At 39.0% G+C, this 23123-nt stretch carries 19 protein-coding genes; 9 read left to right on the forward strand and 10 right to left on the reverse strand.

All coding sequences use genetic code 11. From position 1 onward, the window contains the following. Positions 1-18: 18 nt before the first annotated feature. The 3 genes from gtfA (at position 19) to dexB (ending at position 4352) form a co-directional block, all read left to right on the forward strand. Complete coding sequence (gtfA, locus tag EF384_RS06320; RefSeq protein ID WP_123780376.1) at positions 19-1464, forward strand: sucrose phosphorylase; 1446 nt, start codon at positions 19-21, stop codon at positions 1462-1464. 14 nt (positions 1465-1478) lie between these two features. Next, entirely contained in the window at positions 1479-2612 is a 1134-nt protein-coding gene (locus tag EF384_RS06325) for an ABC transporter ATP-binding protein (protein ID WP_123780378.1), read from the forward strand. Positions 2613-2741: 129 nt separating this feature from the next. Further along, positions 2742-4352 (forward strand): glucan 1,6-alpha-glucosidase DexB, encoded by a 1611-nt coding sequence (gene dexB / locus EF384_RS06330; RefSeq protein ID WP_123780380.1) that lies wholly within the window; start codon positions 2742-2744, stop codon positions 4350-4352. A 92-nt stretch (positions 4353-4444) separates the two neighbouring features. Here the strand turns inward: dexB and EF384_RS06335 are convergent, their stop codons facing one another. Next, entirely contained in the window at positions 4445-5443 is a 999-nt protein-coding gene (locus EF384_RS06335) for a LacI family DNA-binding transcriptional regulator (protein ID WP_123780382.1), read from the reverse strand. Between the two features lie 137 nt (positions 5444-5580). Here EF384_RS06335 and EF384_RS06340 point away from each other — a divergent pair, with 137 nt between their 5' ends. From EF384_RS06340 to EF384_RS06350, 3 genes are all read left to right on the forward strand, one after another. After that, positions 5581-6753, forward strand: coding sequence for a galactokinase (locus EF384_RS06340; RefSeq protein ID WP_123780384.1), 1173 nt, complete (start codon positions 5581-5583; stop codon positions 6751-6753). 4 nt (positions 6754-6757) lie between these two features. Next, entirely contained in the window at positions 6758-8233 is a 1476-nt protein-coding gene (gene galT / locus EF384_RS06345; RefSeq protein WP_123780386.1) for a UDP-glucose--hexose-1-phosphate uridylyltransferase, read from the forward strand. Between the two features lie 122 nt (positions 8234-8355). Further along, positions 8356-9273, forward strand: a complete 918-nt coding sequence (locus EF384_RS06350; protein ID WP_123780388.1) for an alpha/beta hydrolase — start codon at positions 8356-8358, stop codon at positions 9271-9273. A gap of 49 nt (positions 9274-9322) precedes the next feature. On the opposite strand, the gene EF384_RS06355 is transcribed toward EF384_RS06350, so the two are convergent. Genes EF384_RS06355 through EF384_RS06360 form a run of 3 tightly spaced genes read right to left on the reverse strand, consistent with a single transcriptional unit; the run spans position 9323 to position 11131 of the window. Beyond that, on the reverse strand, positions 9323-9601 hold the full coding sequence (locus EF384_RS06355; protein ID WP_123780390.1) for a chorismate mutase: 279 nt from the start codon (positions 9599-9601) through the stop codon (positions 9323-9325). A gap of 43 nt (positions 9602-9644) precedes the next feature. Beyond that, positions 9645-9857 (reverse strand): hypothetical protein, encoded by a 213-nt coding sequence (locus EF384_RS09835; RefSeq protein WP_233570057.1) that lies wholly within the window; start codon positions 9855-9857, stop codon positions 9645-9647. Then, positions 9845-11131, reverse strand: a complete 1287-nt coding sequence (locus EF384_RS06360; protein ID WP_233570058.1) for an SLC13 family permease — start codon at positions 11129-11131, stop codon at positions 9845-9847. Before EF384_RS06360 ends, EF384_RS09835 begins: the two co-directional genes overlap by 13 nt. 398 nt (positions 11132-11529) lie before the next feature. Here EF384_RS06360 and dsdA point away from each other — a divergent pair, with 398 nt between their 5' ends. Both dsdA and EF384_RS06370 read left to right on the forward strand, forming a co-directional pair. Next, complete coding sequence (gene dsdA / locus EF384_RS06365) at positions 11530-12882, forward strand: D-serine ammonia-lyase (protein ID WP_123780392.1); 1353 nt, start codon at positions 11530-11532, stop codon at positions 12880-12882. Between the two features lie 204 nt (positions 12883-13086). Further along, positions 13087-14796 carry a catalase gene (locus EF384_RS06370; protein WP_123780394.1) on the forward strand — a complete coding sequence of 570 codons (1710 nt, stop codon included), beginning with the start codon at positions 13087-13089 and terminating at the stop codon, positions 14794-14796. Positions 14797-14872: 76 nt separating this feature from the next. On the opposite strand, the gene EF384_RS06375 is transcribed toward EF384_RS06370, so the two are convergent. From EF384_RS06375 to EF384_RS06385, 3 genes are all read right to left on the reverse strand, one after another. After that, positions 14873-15592, reverse strand: a complete 720-nt coding sequence (locus EF384_RS06375; protein WP_123780396.1) for a DUF3307 domain-containing protein — start codon at positions 15590-15592, stop codon at positions 14873-14875. Then, positions 15579-16241, reverse strand: a complete 663-nt coding sequence (locus EF384_RS06380) for a SatD family protein (RefSeq protein ID WP_123780398.1) — start codon at positions 16239-16241, stop codon at positions 15579-15581. Before EF384_RS06380 ends, EF384_RS06375 begins: the two co-directional genes overlap by 14 nt. A 436-nt stretch (positions 16242-16677) precedes the next feature. Continuing rightward, positions 16678-17742, reverse strand: a complete 1065-nt coding sequence (locus tag EF384_RS06385) for a tyrosine-type recombinase/integrase (RefSeq protein ID WP_123780400.1) — start codon at positions 17740-17742, stop codon at positions 16678-16680. Positions 17743-18028: 286 nt separating this feature from the next. On the opposite strand from EF384_RS06385, the gene EF384_RS06390 reads away from it, so the two are divergent. Continuing rightward, a complete protein-coding gene (locus EF384_RS06390; protein WP_123780402.1) occupies positions 18029-18577 on the forward strand; it encodes a GNAT family N-acetyltransferase in 549 nt (182 codons plus the stop codon). Positions 18578-18642: 65 nt separating this feature from the next. Here the strand turns inward: EF384_RS06390 and EF384_RS06395 are convergent, their stop codons facing one another. The 3 genes from EF384_RS06395 to glpK form a co-directional block, all read right to left on the reverse strand. Further along, positions 18643-19353: an MIP/aquaporin family protein gene (locus EF384_RS06395; RefSeq protein ID WP_123780403.1), complete on the reverse strand. Its 711-nt coding sequence runs from the start codon at positions 19351-19353 to the stop codon at positions 18643-18645. A gap of 70 nt (positions 19354-19423) precedes the next feature. Beyond that, the gene (gene glpO, locus EF384_RS06400; protein ID WP_123780405.1) at positions 19424-21259 is read right to left on the reverse strand and encodes a type 1 glycerol-3-phosphate oxidase; all 1836 of its coding nucleotides are present in this window, start codon (positions 21257-21259) and stop codon (positions 19424-19426) included. A 24-nt stretch (positions 21260-21283) separates the two neighbouring features. Further along, positions 21284-22819, reverse strand: a complete 1536-nt coding sequence (gene glpK, locus EF384_RS06405; RefSeq protein WP_123780407.1) for a glycerol kinase GlpK — start codon at positions 22817-22819, stop codon at positions 21284-21286. Positions 22820-23123: the final 304 nt, after the last annotated feature.

Genomic DNA, 23123 nt, shown 5'->3' on the forward strand with positions numbered 1-23123 from the left:
AAGTAAAGGAGTATTCACATGACTTTCCAAAATAAAACCATGCTAATTACCTATTCCGACAGTTTAGGCAGCAACTTAAAAGATTTAAAGGCAAATATCGACCAACACTTTGGCAAAGCCATTGGCGGCGTGCATCTACTACCATTCTTCCCCTCAACAGGGGATAGAGGGTTTGCACCCGTAGATTATGGCCAAGTCGACCCAGCATTTGGTGATTGGGATGACGTCAAAGCCCTAGGCGACAAATATTACTTAATGTTCGACTTTATGATCAACCACATTTCCCGCCAGTCCACTTATTATAAAGACTTCCAAGCGAAAAAGGACGCATCTGCCTATGCTGACTTATTCCTACGCTGGGAAAAATTCTGGCCGAGTGGACGACCTACACAGGCCGACATCGACTTAATCTATAAACGTAAGGATAAAGCACCAATGCAGGAAATCACCTTCGCCGATGGCTCTACGGAACATTTATGGAATACTTTTGGGGAAGAACAAATCGACCTTGACGTTACCAAACAAGTGACCATGGATTTCATCAAAGATACAATTGAAAACCTTGTTGCTAACGGCTGCGACTTAATCCGACTTGATGCCTTTGCCTACGCAATTAAAAAACTGGATACCAATGACTTTTTCGTGGAACCAGAAATTTGGGACTTGCTTGATCGTGTGCAAGCCATTGCGCAAGAAGCAGGCGCCGATATTCTACCAGAAATCCATGAACACTATACCATTCCTTTTAAACTTGCTGATCACGGCTACTTCGTCTATGACTTTGCTTTACCAATGGTTACCTTGCATTCCTTATTCTCGGGCAAGACACACCAATTGGCTAAGTGGTTGAAGATGAGTCCCATGAAACAATTCACCACCCTGGATACACATGACGGTATAGGGGTTGTCGACGTGAAGGATATTTTAACGGATGAGGAAATTGATTTTACCTCTAATGAACTCTATAAAGTAGGGGCTAATGTCAAACGGAAGTATTCTTCTGCCGAATATAATAATTTAGATATCTATCAAATCAATACGACTTATTATTCTGCACTAGGTGACGATGACAAGAAATATTTCTTAGCTCGTTTGATTCAAGCATTTGCACCTGGTATTCCGCAAGTCTATTATGTGGGCTTACTCGCTGGGAAAAATGACTTGGAGCTACTAGAGAATACCAAAGAAGGGCGAAACATTAATCGCCATTACTATACAAATGAAGAAATCGGTCGCGAAGTTCAACGACCACTAGTGCAAAAATTACTGCAATTATTTACCTTCCGTAATGAGAGTGAAGCCTTTGATCTAGATGGTGGTATCGAAGTGGCAACACCGGATGCCAACACCATTATCATTACCCGCTATAATGCCGATAAATCAGTGACAGCTGAAGCCAATATTAACTTACTTGATTTACGCTTTAGTGTCTTTGAAAACGACCGTCCCGTTCATTTTGAATAGAAAGAGAGTATAACATGGTAGAATTAAACCTTAATCATATCTATAAAAAATACCCAAATGCCACTGACTACGCTGTAGAAGACTTTAATTTAGATATTAAAGACAAGGAGTTCATTGTCTTTGTCGGACCATCTGGTTGTGGTAAATCGACAACACTACGTATGGTTGCAGGCCTAGAAGAAATTAGCCAGGGTGAATTAAAAATTGGTGGCGAAGTAGTCAACAACAAATCACCTAAAGATCGTGATATCGCGATGGTATTCCAAAACTATGCTTTGTACCCACACATGACAGTTTACGAGAACATGGCTTTCGGACTAAAATTACGTAAATACGACAAAGCTGACATCGATAAACGTGTCAACGAAGCAGCCGAAATTTTAGGCTTAACTGATTTCTTACAACGTAAACCAGCTGACTTATCAGGTGGGCAACGTCAACGTGTAGCCATGGGTCGTGCAATTGTCCGCGATGCCAAAGTATTCTTGATGGATGAACCTTTATCAAACCTTGATGCGAAGTTACGTGTATCCATGCGTACAGAAATTGCGAAAATTACACGTAAAATTGGGGCAACAACCATCTATGTTACCCATGACCAAACAGAAGCCATGACTTTAGCAGATCGTATCGTTATCATGAACGCAACTAAAAATGCTGATGGATCAGGTACAATTGGTCGCATCGAACAAATTGGTACACCACAAGAGCTATACAATGAACCAGTCAGCAAATTCGTAGCAGGCTTCATCGGAAGTCCGTCAATGAACTTCTTCACAGTTACCGTTGGCGAAAATCGCATTACCAATAAAGATGGATTAGATATTGCGATTCCAGAAGGGCAAGCCAAAGTATTACGCGAACGTGGCTACTTAGGAAAAGAAGTGATTTTTGGTATCCGTCCAGAAGATATTCTTGATACCAACATCGCGATTGAAGCGTATCCTGAAGACACAGTAACAGGTGAGGTAGTGGTTTCAGAATTACTTGGTCCTGAAACGATGTTATATCTAAAACTTGGTCAAACTGAATACGTAGCACGTGTATCTGCGCGTGATACCTTCGTACCAGGAGACAAAGTAGCCTTAACCTTTAACATTACAAAAGGTCATTTCTTTGATTTAGAAACTGAGCAAGCGATTCGTTAATGGATAATAAAAAGATAAGCTGGGGACGAAACTTCCCAGCTATTTTTGAGATAATTAATGCAAACGCTTGCATAAACTGATAAAATAAACTTAAGATAAAAGACAACACGAATATAAGGAGTGTGTGGAATGGAAAAACGTTGGTGGCATAAGGCAACAATCTATCAGGTTTACCCTAAATCATTTGCCGATGCGAATGGTGACGGTATAGGAGACTTAAAAGGGATAACCAGCAAATTGGATTATTTACAGGACTTAGGCATCACAGCTATCTGGTTATCGCCAGTCTATGATAGCCCAATGGATGATAACGGCTATGATATCGCCAATTACGAGGCAATCGCTGAAATGTTTGGTGATATGAATGATATGGAAGTTTTACTTGATGAAGCGAATAAGCGAGGCATTCGTATTATTATGGACTTAGTGGTCAACCATACATCAGATGAGCACGCTTGGTTTGTGGAAGCACGTAGCAATCCATCAAGCCCTGAACGTGACTATTATATCTGGCGCGATGAACCCAATGACCTGGAATCCATTTTTAGCGGATCAGCTTGGGAAAAAGACGAGGCTTCGGGTCAATACTATTTACATTTTTTCAGTAAAAAACAACCTGATTTAAATTGGGAAAACGCAGATTTACGTCAAAAAATCTATGACATGATGAATTTCTGGATTGATAAAGGCATTGGTGGTTTCCGGATGGATGTCATCGATATGATTGGTAAAATTCCTGATCAAGGCATCGTCAATAATGGACCAAAATTACATGACTATATTAAGGAGATGAATGCTGCCTCATTTGGTAAACATGACTTATTGACTGTTGGTGAGACTTGGGGCGCTACACCGGAAATTGCCCAACTATATTCAAATCCTGACAGCAATGAGTTATCGATGGTTTTCCAATTTGAACATATTGGCTTGCAACATAAACCGGATGCCCCAAAATGGGATTTCGAAGATGAATTAGATGTGCCTGCCTTGAAGAAAATCTTCAACAAATGGCAAACGGAACTAGGGCTTGGCCAAGGTTGGAACTCTTTATTCTGGAATAACCACGATCTACCACGTGTCTTATCTATTTGGGGTGCAACTGGACCAAACAGGGTCAAATCTGCTAAAGCTTTGGCTATTCTATTACATTTAATGCGCGGTACGCCTTATATTTATCAAGGTGAAGAAATCGGCATGACCAATTATCCATTTAATAGCTTGAGTGAATTGGATGACATCGAGTCCTTAAACTATGCGCGTGAAGCTCAAGCAAACGGCCAATCTATCGGGCAAATTATGGACAGTATTCGCCTAATTGGACGTGACAATGCGCGTACGCCGATGCAATGGGATGACACCAAGAATGCAGGCTTTTCAAGCGCTGAAACAACTTGGTTACCAGTTAATCCCAACTATAAGGATATTAATGTGAAAAATGCCTTAGCTGACCAAGATAGTATTTTTTACACCTATCAAGCACTTGTCCAATTACGTAAAAACGCAGACTGGTTAATCGATGGGGACTTTGAATTATTAGACACTGCAGACAAGGTATTTGCCTACATCCGCAGAACGCCGAACGAAGCGTACCTAATCGTTGTGAACGTATCTGATGAAGCGCAAGACTTCAGTTTTAACGGCACTTCTGACGAAATCGTCATTGCTAACACTGCTGTACCAGGTGACTTAAGCAAAGTCACTTTAGAAGCCTGGGACGCCTTCAGCGTAAAACTTGTTTAATTGATTAGATCCATATATGAAAAAAGGTAACTAGCAATGATATCATTGCTAGTTACCTTTTTTGTGATGCTGAAATGATACAAATAACATATTTATAGACTGGAGTCGCGTAAACTTAATCGGGTTGCAAGGCGTGTCATTGTTGGCACAACTTCAGGATTAATCAACTGACGATTTAAAGTATCCACAGCGATGCGGCCCATTTCTTCAGTAAAGACAGTGACACTTGAAAGGGCAGGGAAGATTTGTTTCGCTAATGGTGTATCATTAAACGAAATCAAGCTTACCCGTCCAGGAACGGAAATACCAGCTTCCTGTAGGGCACGTAATGCACCAATAGCTAAGGTATCATTGGCAACAAAGAAAGCCTGCGGTAGGTCATCTCCTAGCTCTGTGATGGCTTGTTTCATTAATTCATAGCCAGCTTGTGCAGAGAAATCGCCAATATAAGTATTACGCGCTTGATAGACACCAAGTTCTGATGCATAATTCCGGAAAGTTCTAAAACGTTGATCAATCAATTGTTCCTTGCCGTCCGTGGTTTTTTCCTCACCGGCAATCATGCCGATATTTGTTAAACCATGTTGTATAAAGTGATCCAAGACTTGAACCACAGCATTATCAAAATCCGTCGTGACACAAGGGTGGCCCGCATTAAGGGTGTCAGAATCCACAAAAACAAGTTTGCGGTCATACGCCTCTAAATCCTTGATCTGTTGGCTTGAAAATTTACCAATCGCAATGATACCAGCGATATCTTCAGTTATATCCATAATTTGATTGTTGAAATAACGGACAATGTCATAGGCTAAATCATCCGCACGTTTTTCAATACCAATACGAATCGCGTAGTAGTATAGGTCATTTAATTCTTCTTGTTCACTGTACCATTGCACTACAGCGATTTTTTGTTTGTTCTTAGGTTGGTTTGTCGTCTTTTGATGTTTGGTGTAACCCAAATCATCAGCGATGGCTAGAATACGATGTTTCGTGTCCTCGCCAACAGAAAGGGTTTCGTCGCGATTTAATACACGAGAAACAGTCGCTTGCGAAACTTTTGCTAATTTTGCAATATCTTTTAAAGTCGCCATATCCTTAATTCCTTTGTGATGTATTTTCTTTATTATAGCATAGATTGATTTGTATTAGTAAAAGTTTAGTAAAAATATCGAATATATTTTTCTAATGACATATAATAGAACTATAATACGAATCAAGGAGAACGCTTATGGATACGACAACATTAAATCAAGCTTTTACAGCTATTTTTGACACTCAAGCTGATGCAACATTTTTCTCACCAGGCCGAATTAACCTAATCGGTGAACATACAGATTACAATGGGGGACATGTATTCCCCGCAGCCATTTCCCTAGGTACCTATGGTGCTGCTCGTAAACGAGACGATCAGATTTTCCGCTTTTATTCAGCTAATTTCGAAGATGAAGGCATCATTGAAGTGAACTTGAATGAACTTGTTTTCGCAAAAGAAGATAGCTGGACCAACTATCCAAAAGGGGTTATCAAATTTTTGCAGGAAGCCGGGCATACCATCGACACAGGATTTGACCTTTACGTATACGGAAATATCCCAAATGGGGCCGGTTTATCATCTTCCGCTTCTCTTGAATTGTTAACTGGGATTATTGCTGAAGAATTGTATGATTTAACTTTAGAAAGACTAGATTTAGTAAAAATTGGTAAAAAAACCGAAAATGATTTTATTGGTTTAAATTCAGGCATAATGGACCAATTTGCCATCGGTATGGGGGCAGATAAACGGGCAATTTATCTAGACACGAATTCCCTAGATTATGAACTCGTACCATTGGATTTAGCTGACAATGTCATTGTCATTATGAACACCAACAAACGCCGGGAACTAGCGGATTCCAAGTACAATGAACGCCGCACGGAATGCGAAACAGCTCTGGCTGAACTGAACCAGGAATTAAACATCGATTCCTTGGGTGCTATTGATGCCAATACCTTTGATCAATATGCATATCTCATCAAAGATGCCAATCGATTGAAACGTGCACGTCACGCTGTCTGGGAAAACCAACGAACTGCACTTGCACGACAAGCATTGCAAACTGGAGATCTAGCAGAATTTGGCCGTCTAATCAACGCCTCTCACGTTTCCTTAGAGCATGACTATGAAGTAACCGGTATTGAATTAGATACCTTAGCCCATACAGCATGGGCGCAAGAAGGCGTATTAGGTGCTCGTATGACCGGCGCAGGCTTTGGTGGCTGTGGTATCGCCATTGTCGCAAAAGACAAAGTAGATGACTTCCAAGACCAAGTCGGTAAAGTCTACACCGAAACCATCGGCTACCCACCACAATTTTATATTGCAGAAATTTCAACCGGTGCCCGCGTATTAACAAGGAGATGATGACATGCCAACACTCGTAGATGCCTTTATCACACAGGTTATCGCAAATAGTGACTACACAAACGACGACCACTTCTACTTGCGTAACCGCGTGCTTGCGCTAGTAGGCGAAGATGGCGCCAATCAAACAACCACGCTTAGCAAAATCATTCCTTTGCGTGATGCCTTATTAGACCTTGCCGTTGCGAATGGAAAAGTAGGGGACTTAGCCGAAGAAAGAGACACTTTAGGCGCTGAATTAATGAACTTCATTACACCCGTCCCAAGTGTCGTCAACCGCCAGTTTTGGACCACTTACCAAGATAGTCCTGACCAAGCAATTCAAGATTTTTATGATCTAAGCCAACGTAACGACTACATCAAAGTCGCCGCCATTGCTAAGAACATTGCTTATACCAGTGCGACCAAGTATGGGGACATGGAAATAACCATCAATTTATCTAAACCAGAAAAAGATCCTAAAGCCATCGCTGCTGCTAAACAAGCCAAATCGTCTTCCTATCCGCTTTGCCAATTATGTATGGAAAATGAAGGCTATCAAGGCCGTATTAATCATCCAGCACGTGCAAACCATCGCATCATTCGCATGCAATTAGGGGATGAAGAATGGGGATTCCAATATTCACCTTATGCCTACTTCAATGAGCATAGTATCGTGTTGAATACCCAACATGTGCCAATGGTGATTTCGCAACAAACATTTGAACAATTATTAGCAATTGTCGATATATTCCCGGGCTATTTTGCAGGATCCAATGCAGATTTACCGATAGTAGGGGGGTCAATTTTAACACACAACCATTATCAAACAGGGCGCCATGAGTTTCCAATGGCTAAAGCAGCGTTTGAAAGCCAATTTACTTTCAAGGATTTCCCTGATATTCAAGCGGGGATTGTCAAATGGCCTATGTCTGTCATCCGGTTACAGGGGACAGTGCAATCGGATTTAGTTGCCTTAGCGGAGAAAATTCGCTTAACTTGGCTATCATATGAGGATCCAGCGCAAGATGTAATTGCTTATACGGGGGACGAACCGCATCATACAATTACACCAATTGCCCGTAAAAGAGGGGATGTATTTGAACTTGATTTGGTTTTACGAGATAATCACACATCGAGCGAACATCCAGATGGGGTATATCATCCACACAAAGATGTCCAACATATCAAAAAAGAAAACATCGGCCTAATTGAAGTGATGGGTTTGGCGATTTTACCGCCACGATTAAAAGATGAGTTAGCTGAAGTTGAAGGTTACTTACTAGGGAAAGATAACAAAATTGCTGACTACCATTTGCCGTGGGCTGATGAAATCAAAAAGCGCCATGACATTAATGATCAAAATGTAGCAGCAATGGTACGTGATGAAGTAGGGCAGGTATTTGCACGTGTACTAGAGGATGCGGGTATTTACAAAGACACCGCCGAGGGCAAAGAAGGCTTCTTGCGTTTTGTCCGCAGTGTTGGCCTAGCTGAATAATGCTATTTTAATAAAATGCACTATCCTCCATGGATTTCTTAATGAATCATGGGGGTTTTCTTTTTCACGAAAGAGGGGCAAATGTTATACTTGCATTAACGAATTTTAAAGGAGCGAAACCCATGCAAAGTGAAATCATTCAATTATACGATGACCGTGAGGATGTGACGTTAACAACTTACGTGATTGATCCTATTCGGACTTCGAATGTGGATTTGGTAAGACCTGCCGTGATTATTTGCCCGGGTGGTTCTTATATGTATTGTTCTGACCGCGAGGCGGAACCAGTAGCTATGGCATTCAATGCAATGGGCTTTAATGCCTTTGTATTGCGTTATTCAGTCTATGGTCAAGGGAAAACGACAGCTGAGATTATTGCAGAAGGTCAATTTCCAGTGAAACCTGACGTAGTTTTCCCACATGCCTTGAAAGAAACGGCTAGAGCTTTTGAAATTTTGCATCAACATGCGAGTGAATGGCATATTGATACGGATAAAATTGGTTTAGCTGGTTTTTCAGCAGGTGGCCACAATACAGGTATGTACAGTAATGTTTGGCACACAGACTTGATTCAAAATGCGACGAGTTTAAAGGGTAGCGATTTGAAACCAGCATTCAATATTTCTGGCTATGCCTTAACGGATATTGCTTATTACTATCGTCAAAATATTGCTAATCCTGATCCAAATGTCAAAGCTTATGCGACAGCTATCTCTTTAGCTTGTTTTGGTAAACCGATGCCAAGTGAGGAAGAGGTTGAACAATATTCTGTACCGGGAACAGTGAATGAAAAAACACCGCCAACATTTATTTGGGGTACGCGTGACGATGATGTCGTAAATGTGCGCGATTCATTATCATTAGCAATGGCTCTGGAAGAACATGAAATTCCATTTGCCATGCATATTTTCCAAGCTGGTCCACATGGTTTATCCGTAGCAAATGAATTATCTGCTGTTATGCCAAATCAAATCAACGAAACTGCCGCACAATGGGTGCCACTAGTTGAAAAATGGTTAAAAGAACTCATTTTAAAATAGACAGAAAAAAATCCACTGAATGAAATCAGTGGATTTTTTATTTATTATTTTATTTTTCTTCTTGTTTGGCCATCCAGGCTTGCTGATGTCCACGTGAAATACGCATGATTTGTGTGTATAGGTCAGCTAACTCGTCTTTTAAAGCTGGATTTTCTAAGTAAGATTGCACCTTTTCAATTACAGCTGCTTCACGACCAGCATCTAAAATTTCTTTGCCATTGGCTAATTTAATTTCTGCTACTTCTTCGACTGTGTTGGTACGTTGTTCAAATAATTTTACGATTTCACGGTCGATACGGTCAATTTCATTACGTTGTTTTTCTAACATCATTAATCTCCTTTATAAATCCCAGTGTCATTCAACATTTTTATTAAACTAAATTACTTAAAAGCTGGCTACCAATTGTATACGCGACTAAAACGGCACTAGCTGTCGTTACAATTAATAGGTATAAACCATATAAGAAGGTATCTTTGGCACTCGTCCAACCAGAACCAATTGAAATAGCTACATAAGGCATGGCAGGTGGTGGCATATAAGCTGCTGATGCCATGAAACCGACTAGGGCAGTTAGAACTGCCAAATTGATTGGGCATCACCCATAGAAGTTACGACAGTGATGGCAATCGTAGAAACGACTGAAGCTGCTACTAAATTGGATGAGAAGTTCGTTTGAATACCTGCCCATAATAAGAAGACGGTTACCATTAGTAAAGGAGACAATCCTGAAATTAATGGTGTTAAAAAGGCTTCAATTAAACTAATCACGCCCATCTCTGGCATTGACAATACTGATCCTAAAGAAAGAGTGGCCGCAACAATTAATAAACTTGGCCAGAATACACCTTTGGCAATCGCATCTTGCAATTTGATAATAGGTTTTCCATCAACGCTAGTTACTGCTAAAAGTAGGGTACCAATCATTGGTGGGAAAGCAATACCCGCAGTCTTTAAGAAGCTCGCAATGCCAGGTAATAAAAATCCTAATAATTCAGGCATTAACCATAAAAAGATAACGAACATAAAGATACTAACAACACGTTTTTCTTTTTTATCCGCCTTTGGTAAATCTTCTAATGAAGCTACTTTGCTCAAAGTTACCTCAGATAAATCTAGGCGCCAGATAAATTTCAACGAGATGAGTAGGATAGAAAAAATTACTAATCCTGCTGGTACAGCAAACGACATGTAATCGCCATTTGATAAACCAACGCCTTGAGAAGTTTCATATAAACCCATGGCAGTAATCGCAAATACGTGGTTAATTGGGGTCATCGCAGTCCCAATTGCAATGGTTGAGAAAAGTGCAATCAAAATTTTAGAAGCTTGTTTATTGCCTTTTTCAAATCCAAATTGTTGCACAATTTCTTCGTAAATTGGAAAAGCAATCATAAATAAGATTGTAGGCGATACGAAGGTTGAAATCAATAACATTACAGAAAGAAATGCAAAGATAAAACGCCATGGACTTACTTGTGCCCAAGCACTATTAATTGCCCAAGAGGATACCCGTTTCAAAAATAGCGTTTGCTCCAAAGCATAGGTAACGATAAATGTGAAAAATAAAAAGACAAACGTTGCATTCCCAAATGATTCTTTGAATATAGCACCGTAGGTCATATTTGGTAAGAAACCTAATGCAATTAAACATAAGACACTTGGCCAATCGATGGCTACAAAAAGCCAAAGTATGATACTCGCTAAGAAAATAGCTAATACCGAGAATGTGATTACTGGTATACCCAAAAAGCCAGCGTTCATGACAGCATTGACGATAGCAGCAAGAAATAACAATGTCGCAATCGACAGGGCAATCACTTGATTGGCTTTAAAGGCACCAATGACGCGATTTTCCATATAAAAACCTCCCAAAAATTTTTTTTATTAAAAAAGGAACCTACCAGTCAACACCGGTGGTTCCTCTACAAAGAAAAAAACCGCTCGATACGACCAGGAGCGGTTTACAGAAAATTATTTTACCGCCACTATTGATATGATATGCATGCAAAGGCGCGCTCATATCCAGTGGACACGAACGCTAATTGTAATAGCCATAACCATATGTAGTGAATAATAAAATAATTTTTTGCATGTATAAACACCTCTTTGAAATTGATTATATTCTAATTAAAAATAAAAATCAAGCATTCTCAGAAAACCTTTTCATTCCCTAGAAACATTGACTATAGACCCTAAGTTAGCTATACTCTTTAAGTTGAATTACATTAAAAATACATACGAAAAGGTGGATAGATATGTCAGCAAAAATCACAGATGCCCGTTTTGAGCAAGACAATGAGCGGATTTTAGGGGATATACGCGACCGAAAACCCGTATTATGGTTGAATGATCACCATATACCGTTTAAAAATCTAAAAGGGCAATTAGACGTTTCTGTTTTAGATATTAAGGATGCCGAAGCACGATTAAAACGTTTCGCACCTTTCATCCAAACTGTTTTTGAAGATACAAAAGCTTTGGATGGTCTAATCGAATCGCCAATCTCAGAAATTTCAGATTTTAAATCAACATTGGAAGATGTATATGAATTTTCTTTTCCTGGAAAATTCTTACTGAAACGTGACGATTTATTACCAATTGCTGGTACGATTAAAGCTCGTGGGGCAATTTATGAGGTATTACACCATGCGGAAGCTTTAGCCTTTGAGGAAGGGCTTTTAAATAGCTACGAGGACGACTACACACAATTTGCTTCTCCAGCTTTCCAAGACTTCTTCAAACAATATACCGTTGTCGTAGGTACAACAGGTAACCTTGGTATTTCTTCAGGTGTCATGTCTGCGAAAATTGGTTTTAATGTGCAAGTGCATATGTCACATGAAGCCAAACAATGGAAAAAAGACTATCTAAGAAGTCATGGTGTCCAAGTGTTTGAACATAAAACCAACTTTACAGAAGCCGTAAACAAGGGGCGTCAAGCCGCAGAAACAGATCCATACGCATACTTCATCGATGATGAACATTCCATCCAATTATTCCTTGGCTACACAACAGCAGGATCCCGTGTAAAACAACAATTAATCGATCAAGACATTGTTGTGGATGAAGACCACCCATTAATGGTTTATCTACCATGTGGTGTCGGCGGCAGCCCTGGTGGGGTAACATATGGGTTAAAACAAATTTATGGTGATAATGTACACTGTTTCTTTGCGCAACCAACACATGTACCTTCAATGTTATTAGGGTTGATTTCACAAAAATTTGCTGAAATTTCAGTCTATGATTTTGGTATCGATGGTTTAACAGTAATGGATGGCTTAGCTGTCCCAAGAACCTCTCAAATTGTTGCAGAATTGATGCAAAATATTTTCAATGGTGGCTACACTTTAACAGATGAAGAAGCTAACCGTATGCTATCCACGCTGAAAGATGTTGAAGATATTTTTGTAGAACCCGCAGCAACTGCTGGTCTAGTCGGTCCTGAACGTTTATTCAATACAGAAGCAGGGCGTAAATACCTTGAAGCACATGACCTTACTGATAAAATTGACAATATGACACACATTGCCTGGGCAACTGGTGGTTCAATGGTGCCAGAAGATGAACAAGAATTGTTTTATCAAAATGGATTAAAGGCAAAATAGCATTTTAATATATCAATAAAAGCATACAAAAGCAGTGGTGGAATCTTACAATTCTGCCATTGCTTTTTTCATTCATTTGCAATAATCCAAACTAAATTCAACCTTTAAGATATATCCTTATGTTATAGTGGATATATGAAGATAGCCTTGTTGCCATTCTTCGAAAGAAAGTCTGAAAATTACAAATTCTAGGAGGAATTCATTATGAAAAATCCAATGGACAAGAACCAATTAGGACCTGAACAAGAAAGTCGTAATCAGCAGACATCCGGTCATAACGGCCAAATGCATACACATGCTGGGATTCCCGTTACTGACGATTTAGATACGAAAACAGCTGGTAAACGCGGCCCAAGTTTATTAGAGGACGTTTGGTTACAAGAAAAACTTGGCCATTTTTCAAGAGAAAATATTCCAGAACGTATCATGCATGCTAAGGGTTCTGGTGCTTTCGGTACCTTTACTGTAACGCATGACATTACAAAATATACAAAAGCAAAAATCTTCTCAGAAGTAGGGAAAGAAACAGAAATGTTCGCGCGTTTCTCTTCAGTTGCTGGTGAAAAAGGTGCTGGGGATGCAGAACGTGATATCCGTGGTTTCGCGCTTAAATTCTACACAGAAGAAGGTAACTGGGACTTAGTAGGGAACAATACACCGGTATTCTTTATCCGTGATGCAAAACGTTTCCCGGACTTAAACCATGCTATTAAACGTGACCCAAGATCTAACTTGAGAAGCCCTAATACAAACTGGGATTTCTGGACTTCATTACCTGAAGCATTATTCCAAGTAACGAAAGTAATGTCTGACCGTGGTATTCCATCTTCATATCGATACATGCACGGTTCATCATCACATGCATACTCATTCATTAACGAAGACAATGAACGTATCTGGGTGAAATTCTACTTCCGTTCTCAACAAGGTATCTTAAACTTAACTGACCAAGAAGCAGCAGCAGTTGTTGCGAATGACCGTGAATCACATCAACGTGATTTATTTAACGCCATTGAACAAGGTCAATATCCTCGTTGGACAATGTATGTACAATTAATGACTGAAGAAGAAGCACGTAATTTAGACTATAACCCATTTGACTTAACAAAAGTTTGGTACAAAGACCAATTCCCATTACAAGAAGTTGGTTACTTTGAATTAAATAAAAACCCTGAAAACTACCATATGGATGTTGAACAAGCTGCCTTTGAACCATCTAACATGGTACCAGGTGTAGGTCCTTCACCAGACCGTATGTTACAAGCACGTCTATTCTCATACCAAGATGCTGCTCGTTACCGTCTAGGTACAAACTACTTCCAAATCCCGGTCAACTACCCACGTGGTGTGAAAGACTTCAACCCATACCATAGACGTGGTTTAGGTCGTATGATGCATGAAGGTGGCGAACAAAATACTTCACCAAACTCATACGGTGCATGGAAAGATAATCCACAAAACCATGATCCTAAACAAGATGCTGGTGAACCAGGTTACTACGATTACCGTGAAGACGACAACGATTACTTCACTCAACCTGGTGAATTCTTCCGTCGTATGACGCCAGAACAACAACTTGTATTATTTGAAAATACAGCGCGTAATATGGGTGACTCAACATGGCAAATTAAATATCGTCATATCAACCACTGCTACCAAGCAGACCCAGCTTATGGTGAAGGTGTAGCCAAAGCCTTAGGTATTGATATCAATGATGTTGATTTAACACCAATGACACATGATTCTCGTGAACAAAACGAAATCGACAATGCACGTGGTTATGAAGACTTAAACGTACCTTCTACACCAGCTGATCCAGAATCTGCCAAAGATTTACCAGCTGAAGGACGCGATACAAACTACGACGATCCTAAGTCAGTCATTGAGCCAATGAACGACCCATACTTCTTATAATATTCGACTATTCAAACAATAAGAAAAACATCCATCTTGTGCCATTTGGCATTGAGATGGATGTTTTTTGTTGCGATTAAAAAATTAGGTAATACGAAATTAATACAAACAGAATACTATACAGGGTACCTATCAAGTAATATTCAGCAAATCCTTGGCTTTCTTCAATTAACTTGAATCGGGCAATCGATTTAGCCGTATAGATCAAACCAATTGATGACAGGGCATTTAGGGATAAAAATACCGCCGACAAAATGCGTTCTAAATTTCCAATCATGGCACCTGCACCGGCAACCGTAGTCGATTGTTTCGGTGAAATCTCATAATTTTGATATTGACTGAATAACATTTTAAAAGTCACGTTGGCTGGTTTTGTCACCATTACAAGTAGTAGTAACCACTGAATATAGATGGTTGGTAAAAAAGTAATTTCATGATTTAGATCTGCAAATACCACGTTACTCAAGTATAGAATGGCTACAATATGTAAGATTTGATCAGCAATATAAAAATATTTATCAGTGTTAAGGGTTGCTTGTACCCGTGCTTGAAGATAAATTTTAATGTGGTCAATAATTACATGACTAAGCCAAACGCTGGCAAATAGCGAAAGTAACTCGACGTTGAGGGTAATGAGGCATGCTGTCAATAAGACGATTGCATGGATACCCAAGTGTTTTGCTAATGACCGGTAGTTACTACTTTTATCCATAGCTAACGTTTCGCTTTGCAAATGATAGTCGGCTAGGAAATGGGCGATGAATAGTAGCAAGGTGATTTCGTTATTGTTCATCATTTGCCACCTCCAATAATTGGCCGAGATTTGTTCGTCCTTGTAAGTAGATTTTGATGTGACCGGAATTTAATCGTTTGCTCAAGGCTGATTCTGATAAATCTAATTTGGGTGCTAGGTCGCGCTGGCTAAAATTGCCTTGGTATATGCCTTCTGCTAATAAGCCATTAAAAACGTAGGCTTGGGTTTGGGTCCAATTTGCGCGAATGGTGTCAGTTAGCAACAAGATGGTATTGATTGTGTCATCTTGATCGCCTCGGCCAATAAATTGTTGCCGTAAAATGCCATTCCAATTGTGGTCTTTTAGTTGGTTAATTGCCTTACGCGCATGCCAATAAGCTGGTCCATCCGCACCTAGGCTAATATCAGGATTGATTTCAGTCGTTATTTCGCCGTAGCCAATGCCAAAACGTATGGGGTGGGGAATTAGGCGTTGTAGGTCGTCAATCAGCTGCCAGACAGCTTTATTGGGCTGCATAAGCACTTGAAACTCATCGCCAAGGGTAAGTGTCAGTTTAGATACGAAGTGCGCTTGATAAGTCTGATTTAACTGGTCAAAGACTGTTTGGATTTTACTCTGCATATCATCACGATTTTCAATTGATTTTGAAGCTACTAGGTCGCCGATAAGTGCGATGTAGGGTGTAGTCATATAAACTCCTCCTTGAATTGCCATTATAACGGAAATAAAATGAAATTGCCATTATTTCGGAAAATAAATAAAATGGTGGGAAATATGGAAAATGGGGCAACATCTGTACTGGATATCGTATAATTTTGAAGTTGCTTTATCATTAGATAATAGGGTAACATGATTTAAAAATTACATTTATAACATTTCAAATGCGGTCAAATTAAATTAGCAAATGTATTAGGTTGCTAATTTATGTAAAAAGAAATTGTTTTTATTTGCTTTTTGTTTATTTTCTATGTCTGCTAATTACCCTTAGCGGACATAGAAGGAGGTAAAAATAGCCCTCTCAATATGACTGCATCGAAAAGCCTATTATAGCAAGCTTTGACACGGTTAATCTTTTTGCATATATAAAAGCCCCCTCAAATCAACTTTTAGGAGAGGGGGCTTTGGCTTATTCTGAATCATCATGTTTGGCTATATCTTCGTTCATTTTAAGGATTTTTGATTGATCAATCAGATCTTCAATGAGTTGGCTAGATGTATTTAAGTCTTCATTTAAGTCCTGAGCATAGATTTCTGTGGTACGTACACTAGAATGTCGTAGCATTTTTTGCGTTTCACGTAAGTTACCACCATTAATTAAGCTTAAGGTAGCTGCAGTATGTCGTAGGCTGTGTGGCGTAATCTTAGACGAATGGATACCAACGGCTTCATAAGCAGCTGAAATCAGTCTAGAAATCGACCTGGTAGACATACGTCCGCCTTTATTACGATTACCATGAGACGCAAATAATGGCGCTAAATCATTGTTAATCATGTAGCCTTGATTTTCTCTAAAATTGGTATAATCACGGATAACTTCCTTAGTTTTACGCGGAATAATGACAAATTCATCTTTTTCACGACGTCCTTTACCTTGAACATAGATAACCGTATTTAGGCCACGACGTTGTATATCTTCAAAATTAGCACGGCTCAGCTCAATTGTACGTAAACCAGTGGTCACAGCAAGTAATACAATGGCATAATCACGTTTGCCAACAAGTGTATCATTAGCATCCTTTAAATAAGCGAGTAATTTCTCAACATCCTCAATATCTAAGGCATCCTTAGCATGACCATGTGGTACTGGGATGTTATTATTAGCACGTTGAACGATATTTTCATATAAACCTTCACGTTCAAGCCATTTAAAGAACTGATTCAGCATGTTACGATATGACTTAATGGTACGATCCTTATAACGAAATTGATCTAAAGCGCGTCGTTGTTCATCAGATAATTCATCATAATCGACATCATTAATTAAGATGTGTGTTTGACTAGGTTGATTAATTAAATCATCAAAATAACGTTCAACATCATGATATGTAGGATTGGTGATGGATTGCTTGTCGAGATAAGTTAAAAAGGGTCGAATGTTTTTTAAATAAGATTCTTTAGTCTTAGATTGCTTCTGAGATAAATACTCAGCGTAGCGATGATAGAAATCATCTGGATGAAATTCTTGGTCCATAATAAAACTCCTTAGACATTACATTTATCATAGAATTCATTATACCAAACATATGTTCCTAAAGGTAATAAATCTTGCTGTATAAAGCTTCGCTTTTGTTTATTGATATTTTAGTTTACATAACATATATTATTTAAAGCGATAAGCATATTTAAAATACCTTTTCTATGTCCACCTTTGATAACCTATTCCTATCAATCGCCAACAATAATTCATATTAGTCATCATTCCTTTCCCGTGGTAAAATAAAACAGTATTACCATATTGATAAGTTAGGAAGATTTTAATGACAGAAATAATTTCAAACGCACAAACCATTACTGCTGACCAAGTAAATATTCGTGAAGCTGTATTGTCAGATGCACCTGCATTGACTGATATTTATAACTACTATATTCAAACGACTACCTATTCATTTAGAATTGACCTAACAGACGTATCTTTAAAGGAAGAACAAATTAAGGAACGCCAAGGTACGAATCCTTTCCTTGTCGCTACATTTGATGACAAAGTGATTGGATATGCTTATACAAGTGATTCTGGTTCATATGAAGGCTACAGCCCTACAAAAGAGATTTCTATCTATCTGGACCCTCATGTCAAAGCACATGGTATTGGTGGTAAGTTATACCACGCCTTAGAGGATGAAATTTTAGCAAATTACCCTGCTATTTATAAAATCATTTCCCTGGTAACAGGTACAAATGAAACATCTTTAAAATTCCATCAAAAACATGGATTCACGGAATATGGCCGTTGTAAAAATATGGGCTATAAGTTTGATCAATGGCTAGATGTTGTTTATTTAGAAAAAGACATCCACCCCATTCACTAAAATATGCATACTAAAAAAGCGCCAACCTTTTCGAAGGCTGACGCTTTTTTTACATTATTTTGAAATTATAATGGTAATACTGTGTTGTATAGTAATGCTGCAACAATAGCACCGATGATTGGACCAACGATTGGCACTAATGCGTAAGACCAGTTAGAGTCACCTTTACCAGAAATTGGTAAGAATGCATGTGCAATACGAGGACCTAAGTCACGAGCTGGGTTGATTGCGTAACCAGTAGGACCACCTAATGATAGACCAACTGCTGCTACGATAGCACCAACTAGAATTGGGTTTAAACCGTCTGCTAATTGGTTAGCACCTAATGCCATAACACCAATAACTAAAACAGCTGTACCAATGATTTCAGTTACTAAGTTCCATACAGTATTTTGTACTTGTGGACCAGTAGCAAATGTACCTAAGATAGCACCTTTGTCTTCAGTTGCTTCGAATTGTTCGTGGTAAGCTAACCAAACTGTTACGGCACCTAAGATAGCACCAACCATTTGACCAGCGATGTAAGGAACAACTTCGCCCCAAGCAAATGAACCATTAACTGCAAATGCGATTGTTACTGCTGGGTTTAAGTGTGCTGCTGATAAGAAACCAGAAGCGTAAACACCGATTGTAACAGCGAATGCCCAACCCATAGTGATTACAATCCAACCTGAGTTGTGTGAATTTGATTTGTTTAAGTTAACACCAGCGTTAACCCCACAACCTAATAGTACTAATAAGAAAGTACCGATTAATTCTCCGATAAAACCTTGCATTTTTCTTCCTCCTCAAAAAAATTTTACTCTTCATTATACACTGTAATTGTACATATGTCTTTAAAAATGACTATTTTAGATATTGTAATTCTGATTTGGCAATTTCTTCGTCTAATGCTTTAGCTTGCGCTTCTGCAACATCAGCATCTAAATCAAGATATTCTGCGATTACTTGGCGTACGCCATCTTTAACAGCAAGCATTTTATCGTGTTGGAATAACATTAAGGTTGTACGACGAGCAAAGAAGTCTAATGGTGTGTATACTGCTTCTTCTTCAATTGCATAGATTAGGCTAACTGCTACATCAATCGGTAATCGATATTTCTCAGCATAGTCTTTAGCAACTGGTAAGTAAGCTAATACACGGTACATATTTGAACCGTACAATTTGGCTAATTTCAAGGCATCCCCGTAAGCAAGACCTCTTGCAGCACCGATGTTGGCAAATTGATCCATAGCAGTATCATAAGCACTTGGGTCAAATTGTCCACCTGAAACAGGATATGTTGCTGATTGAACTAATGTGAAGTTTTTACCAGTCAATTCTGTTAAGGCAGGAATTACTTTTTCCATAGCCCCTTTTGCCATTTTACGGTAGTCAGTCAATTTACCACCCGCTAAGGTGAATAGACCACTTGCAGAAACTGATAAATCTGAACCACGAGATACGCTAGATGGACTAGCATCGCCACGTTCTGAAGTATTAGAAGAAATACTTTGCAATTTATCTTCTACAGTTGAACGATCAACTGTTTTTTCACGGTAACCATCGAATAATTCAACTAATTCATCAAATGTACGTTCTGATAAACGACCTGAGTCACCACCATTGTAGTCAGATGCGTTATTTGAGTCAATCAATGGACGTAATCCAGCCCAAGAAGCTTCAATGTCGTCGATTGTTAATCCAGCTTTAGGGAAACGGTGGTTAACCACTTTTAACAAGTAGTCCACGTCTTCTTGTGTAACTGTTGGATGTTCAAAGTCGCCAGTATAGTCAGTATCTGTTGTACCAAAGTACGTTTTATTTTCTCTTGGTAAAACGAATACCATACGGCCATCTTGTTCCCCAGTATCAAAGTAAATTGGTTGAGTTACGTCTAATTTAGCGCGGTCAACAACAAAGTGAACACCTTTCGTTGGACGCATTTGTGCTGGTTTATCATCTTCACCATCTAATTGACGGATAGTATCAGACCAAGGACCAGTTGTATTGATCACGATATGTGCTTTTACTGTAAAACTTTCACCTGAAACTTTATCTTCAACGTGAACTGCGACGATTTTGCCGTCTTCATATTCAAAACCGGTTACTTTAGCATGACTTAATAAGTCAGCACCATCATCATTGGCTTGTTTGATGTTTTCAATAACTAAACGTGAATCATTGTTGTTAAAGTCTAAGTATTTACCACCACCGATTAAACCTTCTTGCATTAAATCAGGTTGACGTGCTAAAACTTCTTCTTTCGTTAACATTTCATTGGCGTATTTGGTATCTTTTACACCTGCTAATGAATCATAAATATCCATAGCAATTTGTAAACGTAATGGGTTAAAGGTAACTTTTGGCTCATCGTATAACGGCATCAACATTGGGTCTGGTTGCGGAATATGTGGTGCAATGTTATGCACTGTAGCACGTTCAGTAACTGTATCAGAAACCACTTCTAAGTCGAAGTTTTTCAAGTAACGAATACCACCATGGACTAATTTTGTTGAACGACTAGATGTACCTTCAGCAAAATCTTGCATGTCTACTAAAGCTGTTTTTAAGCCTGATGCGGCAGCTTGAATCGCTACACCCGCACCAGTAATACCACCACCGATAATGAACAAATCATATTGGTTTTCTTTTAATGCTTCAATTGTTGCTTGTCTACTTTTATATGATAATTTTGACATATTTTGTCATTCCTCCTGGTCGTACTAATCCTTGTTTTCTGTTTCTTCCTCGTTGAAGTATTGAGAGTAAGCACGTGTCGCACGAACAGCATTTACCCAACCACCGTATAAGCGTTTTTTCTTAGAATCATTCATTTTCGGTTCAAATGTTTGGGCTGGTTTGTTAAATGATTTTAGCTCATCAATATCTTTCCAGTAACCAACAGCTAAACCAGCTAAGAATGCTGCACCTAAAGCAGTTGTTTCAAGGTTGGCAGCACGGGCAATTTCAATACCAGTGATGTCAGATTGGAATTGCATTAAGTAGCCGTTCATAGCGGCACCACCATCAACTTTTAGTAAAGGTACATCAATACCAGTATCTTTCTTCATTGTATCAGTAATGTCACGTACTTGGTAAGCAATTGATTGTAGCGTAGCTTTTACAAAGTCAGCTTTAGTTGTACCACGTGTGATACCGAAAGCCGCACCACGCGCATCTGAATCCCAGTATGGTGCACCCAAACCAGTAAAAGCAGGTACTAAGTATACTTCATCTTCATTTTGCGATTGGTTAGCTAAAGCTTCTGATTCAGCTGCGTTACCGATTAATTCAAGACCATCACGGATCCATTGAATTGCAGAACCAGCAACGAATACAGAACCTTCTAAAGCGTAAGTTACTTCATCGCCAATAACATAACCAACAGTCGTTAATAAGTTATTTTTAGAAATTTTTAACTCATTACCAGCATTCATAACGATAAAAGCACCAGTACCATAAGTAGATTTCACTGTACCTTGTTCAGTTGCTAATTGTCCAAATAATGCCCCTTGTTGGTCCCCTACCATACCAGAAATTGGTACTTCATGACCATAGAAGTGGAAGCCAACTGTATGACCGTATACTTCAGAGTTTGAACGGATTTCAGGTAACATTACTTTTGGAATGTTTAATAGACGTAACATTTCGTCGTCCCATTCCAAAGTAGAGATGTTCATTAACATCGTACGTGATGCGTTTGAATAGTCAGTTACATGCACTTCACCATTAGTTAGTTTCCATAAAATCCAAGTATCAATTGTACCGAAAAGTAACTCACCTTTTTCAGCACGTTCTTGAGCACCTTCAACGTGATCTAAAATCCAACGAATTTTTGTTGCAGAGAAGTAAGCATCGACAACTAAACCTGTGCGTTGTTGAATATCGTCTTTCAAACCTTGCTCAATTAAGCTTTGGCTAATTGGCGCTGATTGACGAGATTGCCAAACGATTGCATTGTAAATAGGTTTACCAGTTTCTTTGTCCCAAACAACTGTAGTTTCACGTTGGTTGGTAATACCGATACCAGCGATTTGATCTGGTCGAACGCCACCTTCGATGAATGCTCCAGCAATTACTGCTTGAACAGAATTCCAGATTTCATTGGCGTTATGTTCAACCCAACCAGATTTAGGGAAGATTTGTTCAAATTCTTTTTGGCTACTCGCGATTGGCTCAGCCTTATGGTTATAAATTACCGCACGAGAACTCGTTGTCCCCTGATCAATTGCCATAATGTATTTTTCTTGTTCACTCATGTAAAATCCTCCTAGAATATAATCAAATCCAGTGCAACTAAGCGCTTTCATTACAATGCAACTATAACGCAAAGCGTTTACATATTCCACAATTATCATTGCAAAAAACAAAAACGGTTTCATTGTACTTTAACATTTCTTAAGGTTCATTCGCATAAATCCCATAAAAATACGATTCTTGGTAAGCGGATACAAAAAATTAATTTCATAAAGAAGTACATTTTTGTATATACAAGTTGTCAAGACACCTATGAATACGGCTTTTGAAGGCTTTCTAAAATAAAAGGGTCTCAGACTTTTGGTG

It is taken from the genome of Aerococcus agrisoli, from assembly GCF_003797145.1.
Taxonomy (GTDB): Bacteria; Bacillota; Bacilli; order Lactobacillales; family Aerococcaceae; genus Aerococcus; species Aerococcus agrisoli.

Coding starts and splice junctions, on each gene's coding strand:
- EF384_RS06355 (WP_123780390.1), bottom strand. CDS start 9,601: ATGTTAGAAAAACAACGTAATGAAATTGACCGTATCGACCGTGAAATC.
- EF384_RS06395 (WP_123780403.1), bottom strand. CDS start 19,353: ATGCAAGGTTTTATCGGAGAATTAATCGGTACTTTCTTATTAGTACTA.
- EF384_RS06340 (WP_123780384.1), top strand. CDS start 5,581: ATGGATACGACAACATTAAATCAAGCTTTTACAGCTATTTTTGACACT.
- EF384_RS06350 (WP_123780388.1), top strand. CDS start 8,356: ATGCAAAGTGAAATCATTCAATTATACGATGACCGTGAGGATGTGACG.
- gtfA (WP_123780376.1), top strand. CDS start 19: ATGACTTTCCAAAATAAAACCATGCTAATTACCTATTCCGACAGTTTA.
- galT (WP_123780386.1), top strand. CDS start 6,758: ATGCCAACACTCGTAGATGCCTTTATCACACAGGTTATCGCAAATAGT.
- EF384_RS06385 (WP_123780400.1), bottom strand. CDS start 17,742: ATGGACCAAGAATTTCATCCAGATGATTTCTATCATCGCTACGCTGAG.
- dexB (WP_123780380.1), top strand. CDS start 2,742: ATGGAAAAACGTTGGTGGCATAAGGCAACAATCTATCAGGTTTACCCT.
- EF384_RS06375 (WP_123780396.1), bottom strand. CDS start 15,592: ATGATGAACAATAACGAAATCACCTTGCTACTATTCATCGCCCATTTC.
- EF384_RS06380 (WP_123780398.1), bottom strand. CDS start 16,241: ATGACTACACCCTACATCGCACTTATCGGCGACCTAGTAGCTTCAAAA.
- EF384_RS06360 (WP_233570058.1), bottom strand. CDS start 11,131: ATGGAAAATCGCGTCATTGGTGCCTTTAAAGCCAATCAAGTGATTGCC.
- EF384_RS06390 (WP_123780402.1), top strand. CDS start 18,029: ATGACAGAAATAATTTCAAACGCACAAACCATTACTGCTGACCAAGTA.
- glpK (WP_123780407.1), bottom strand. CDS start 22,819: ATGAGTGAACAAGAAAAATACATTATGGCAATTGATCAGGGGACAACG.
- EF384_RS06325 (WP_123780378.1), top strand. CDS start 1,479: ATGGTAGAATTAAACCTTAATCATATCTATAAAAAATACCCAAATGCC.
- glpO (WP_123780405.1), bottom strand. CDS start 21,259: ATGTCAAAATTATCATATAAAAGTAGACAAGCAACAATTGAAGCATTA.
- dsdA (WP_123780392.1), top strand. CDS start 11,530: ATGTCAGCAAAAATCACAGATGCCCGTTTTGAGCAAGACAATGAGCGG.
- EF384_RS06370 (WP_123780394.1), top strand. CDS start 13,087: ATGAAAAATCCAATGGACAAGAACCAATTAGGACCTGAACAAGAAAGT.
- EF384_RS06335 (WP_123780382.1), bottom strand. CDS start 5,443: ATGGCGACTTTAAAAGATATTGCAAAATTAGCAAAAGTTTCGCAAGCG.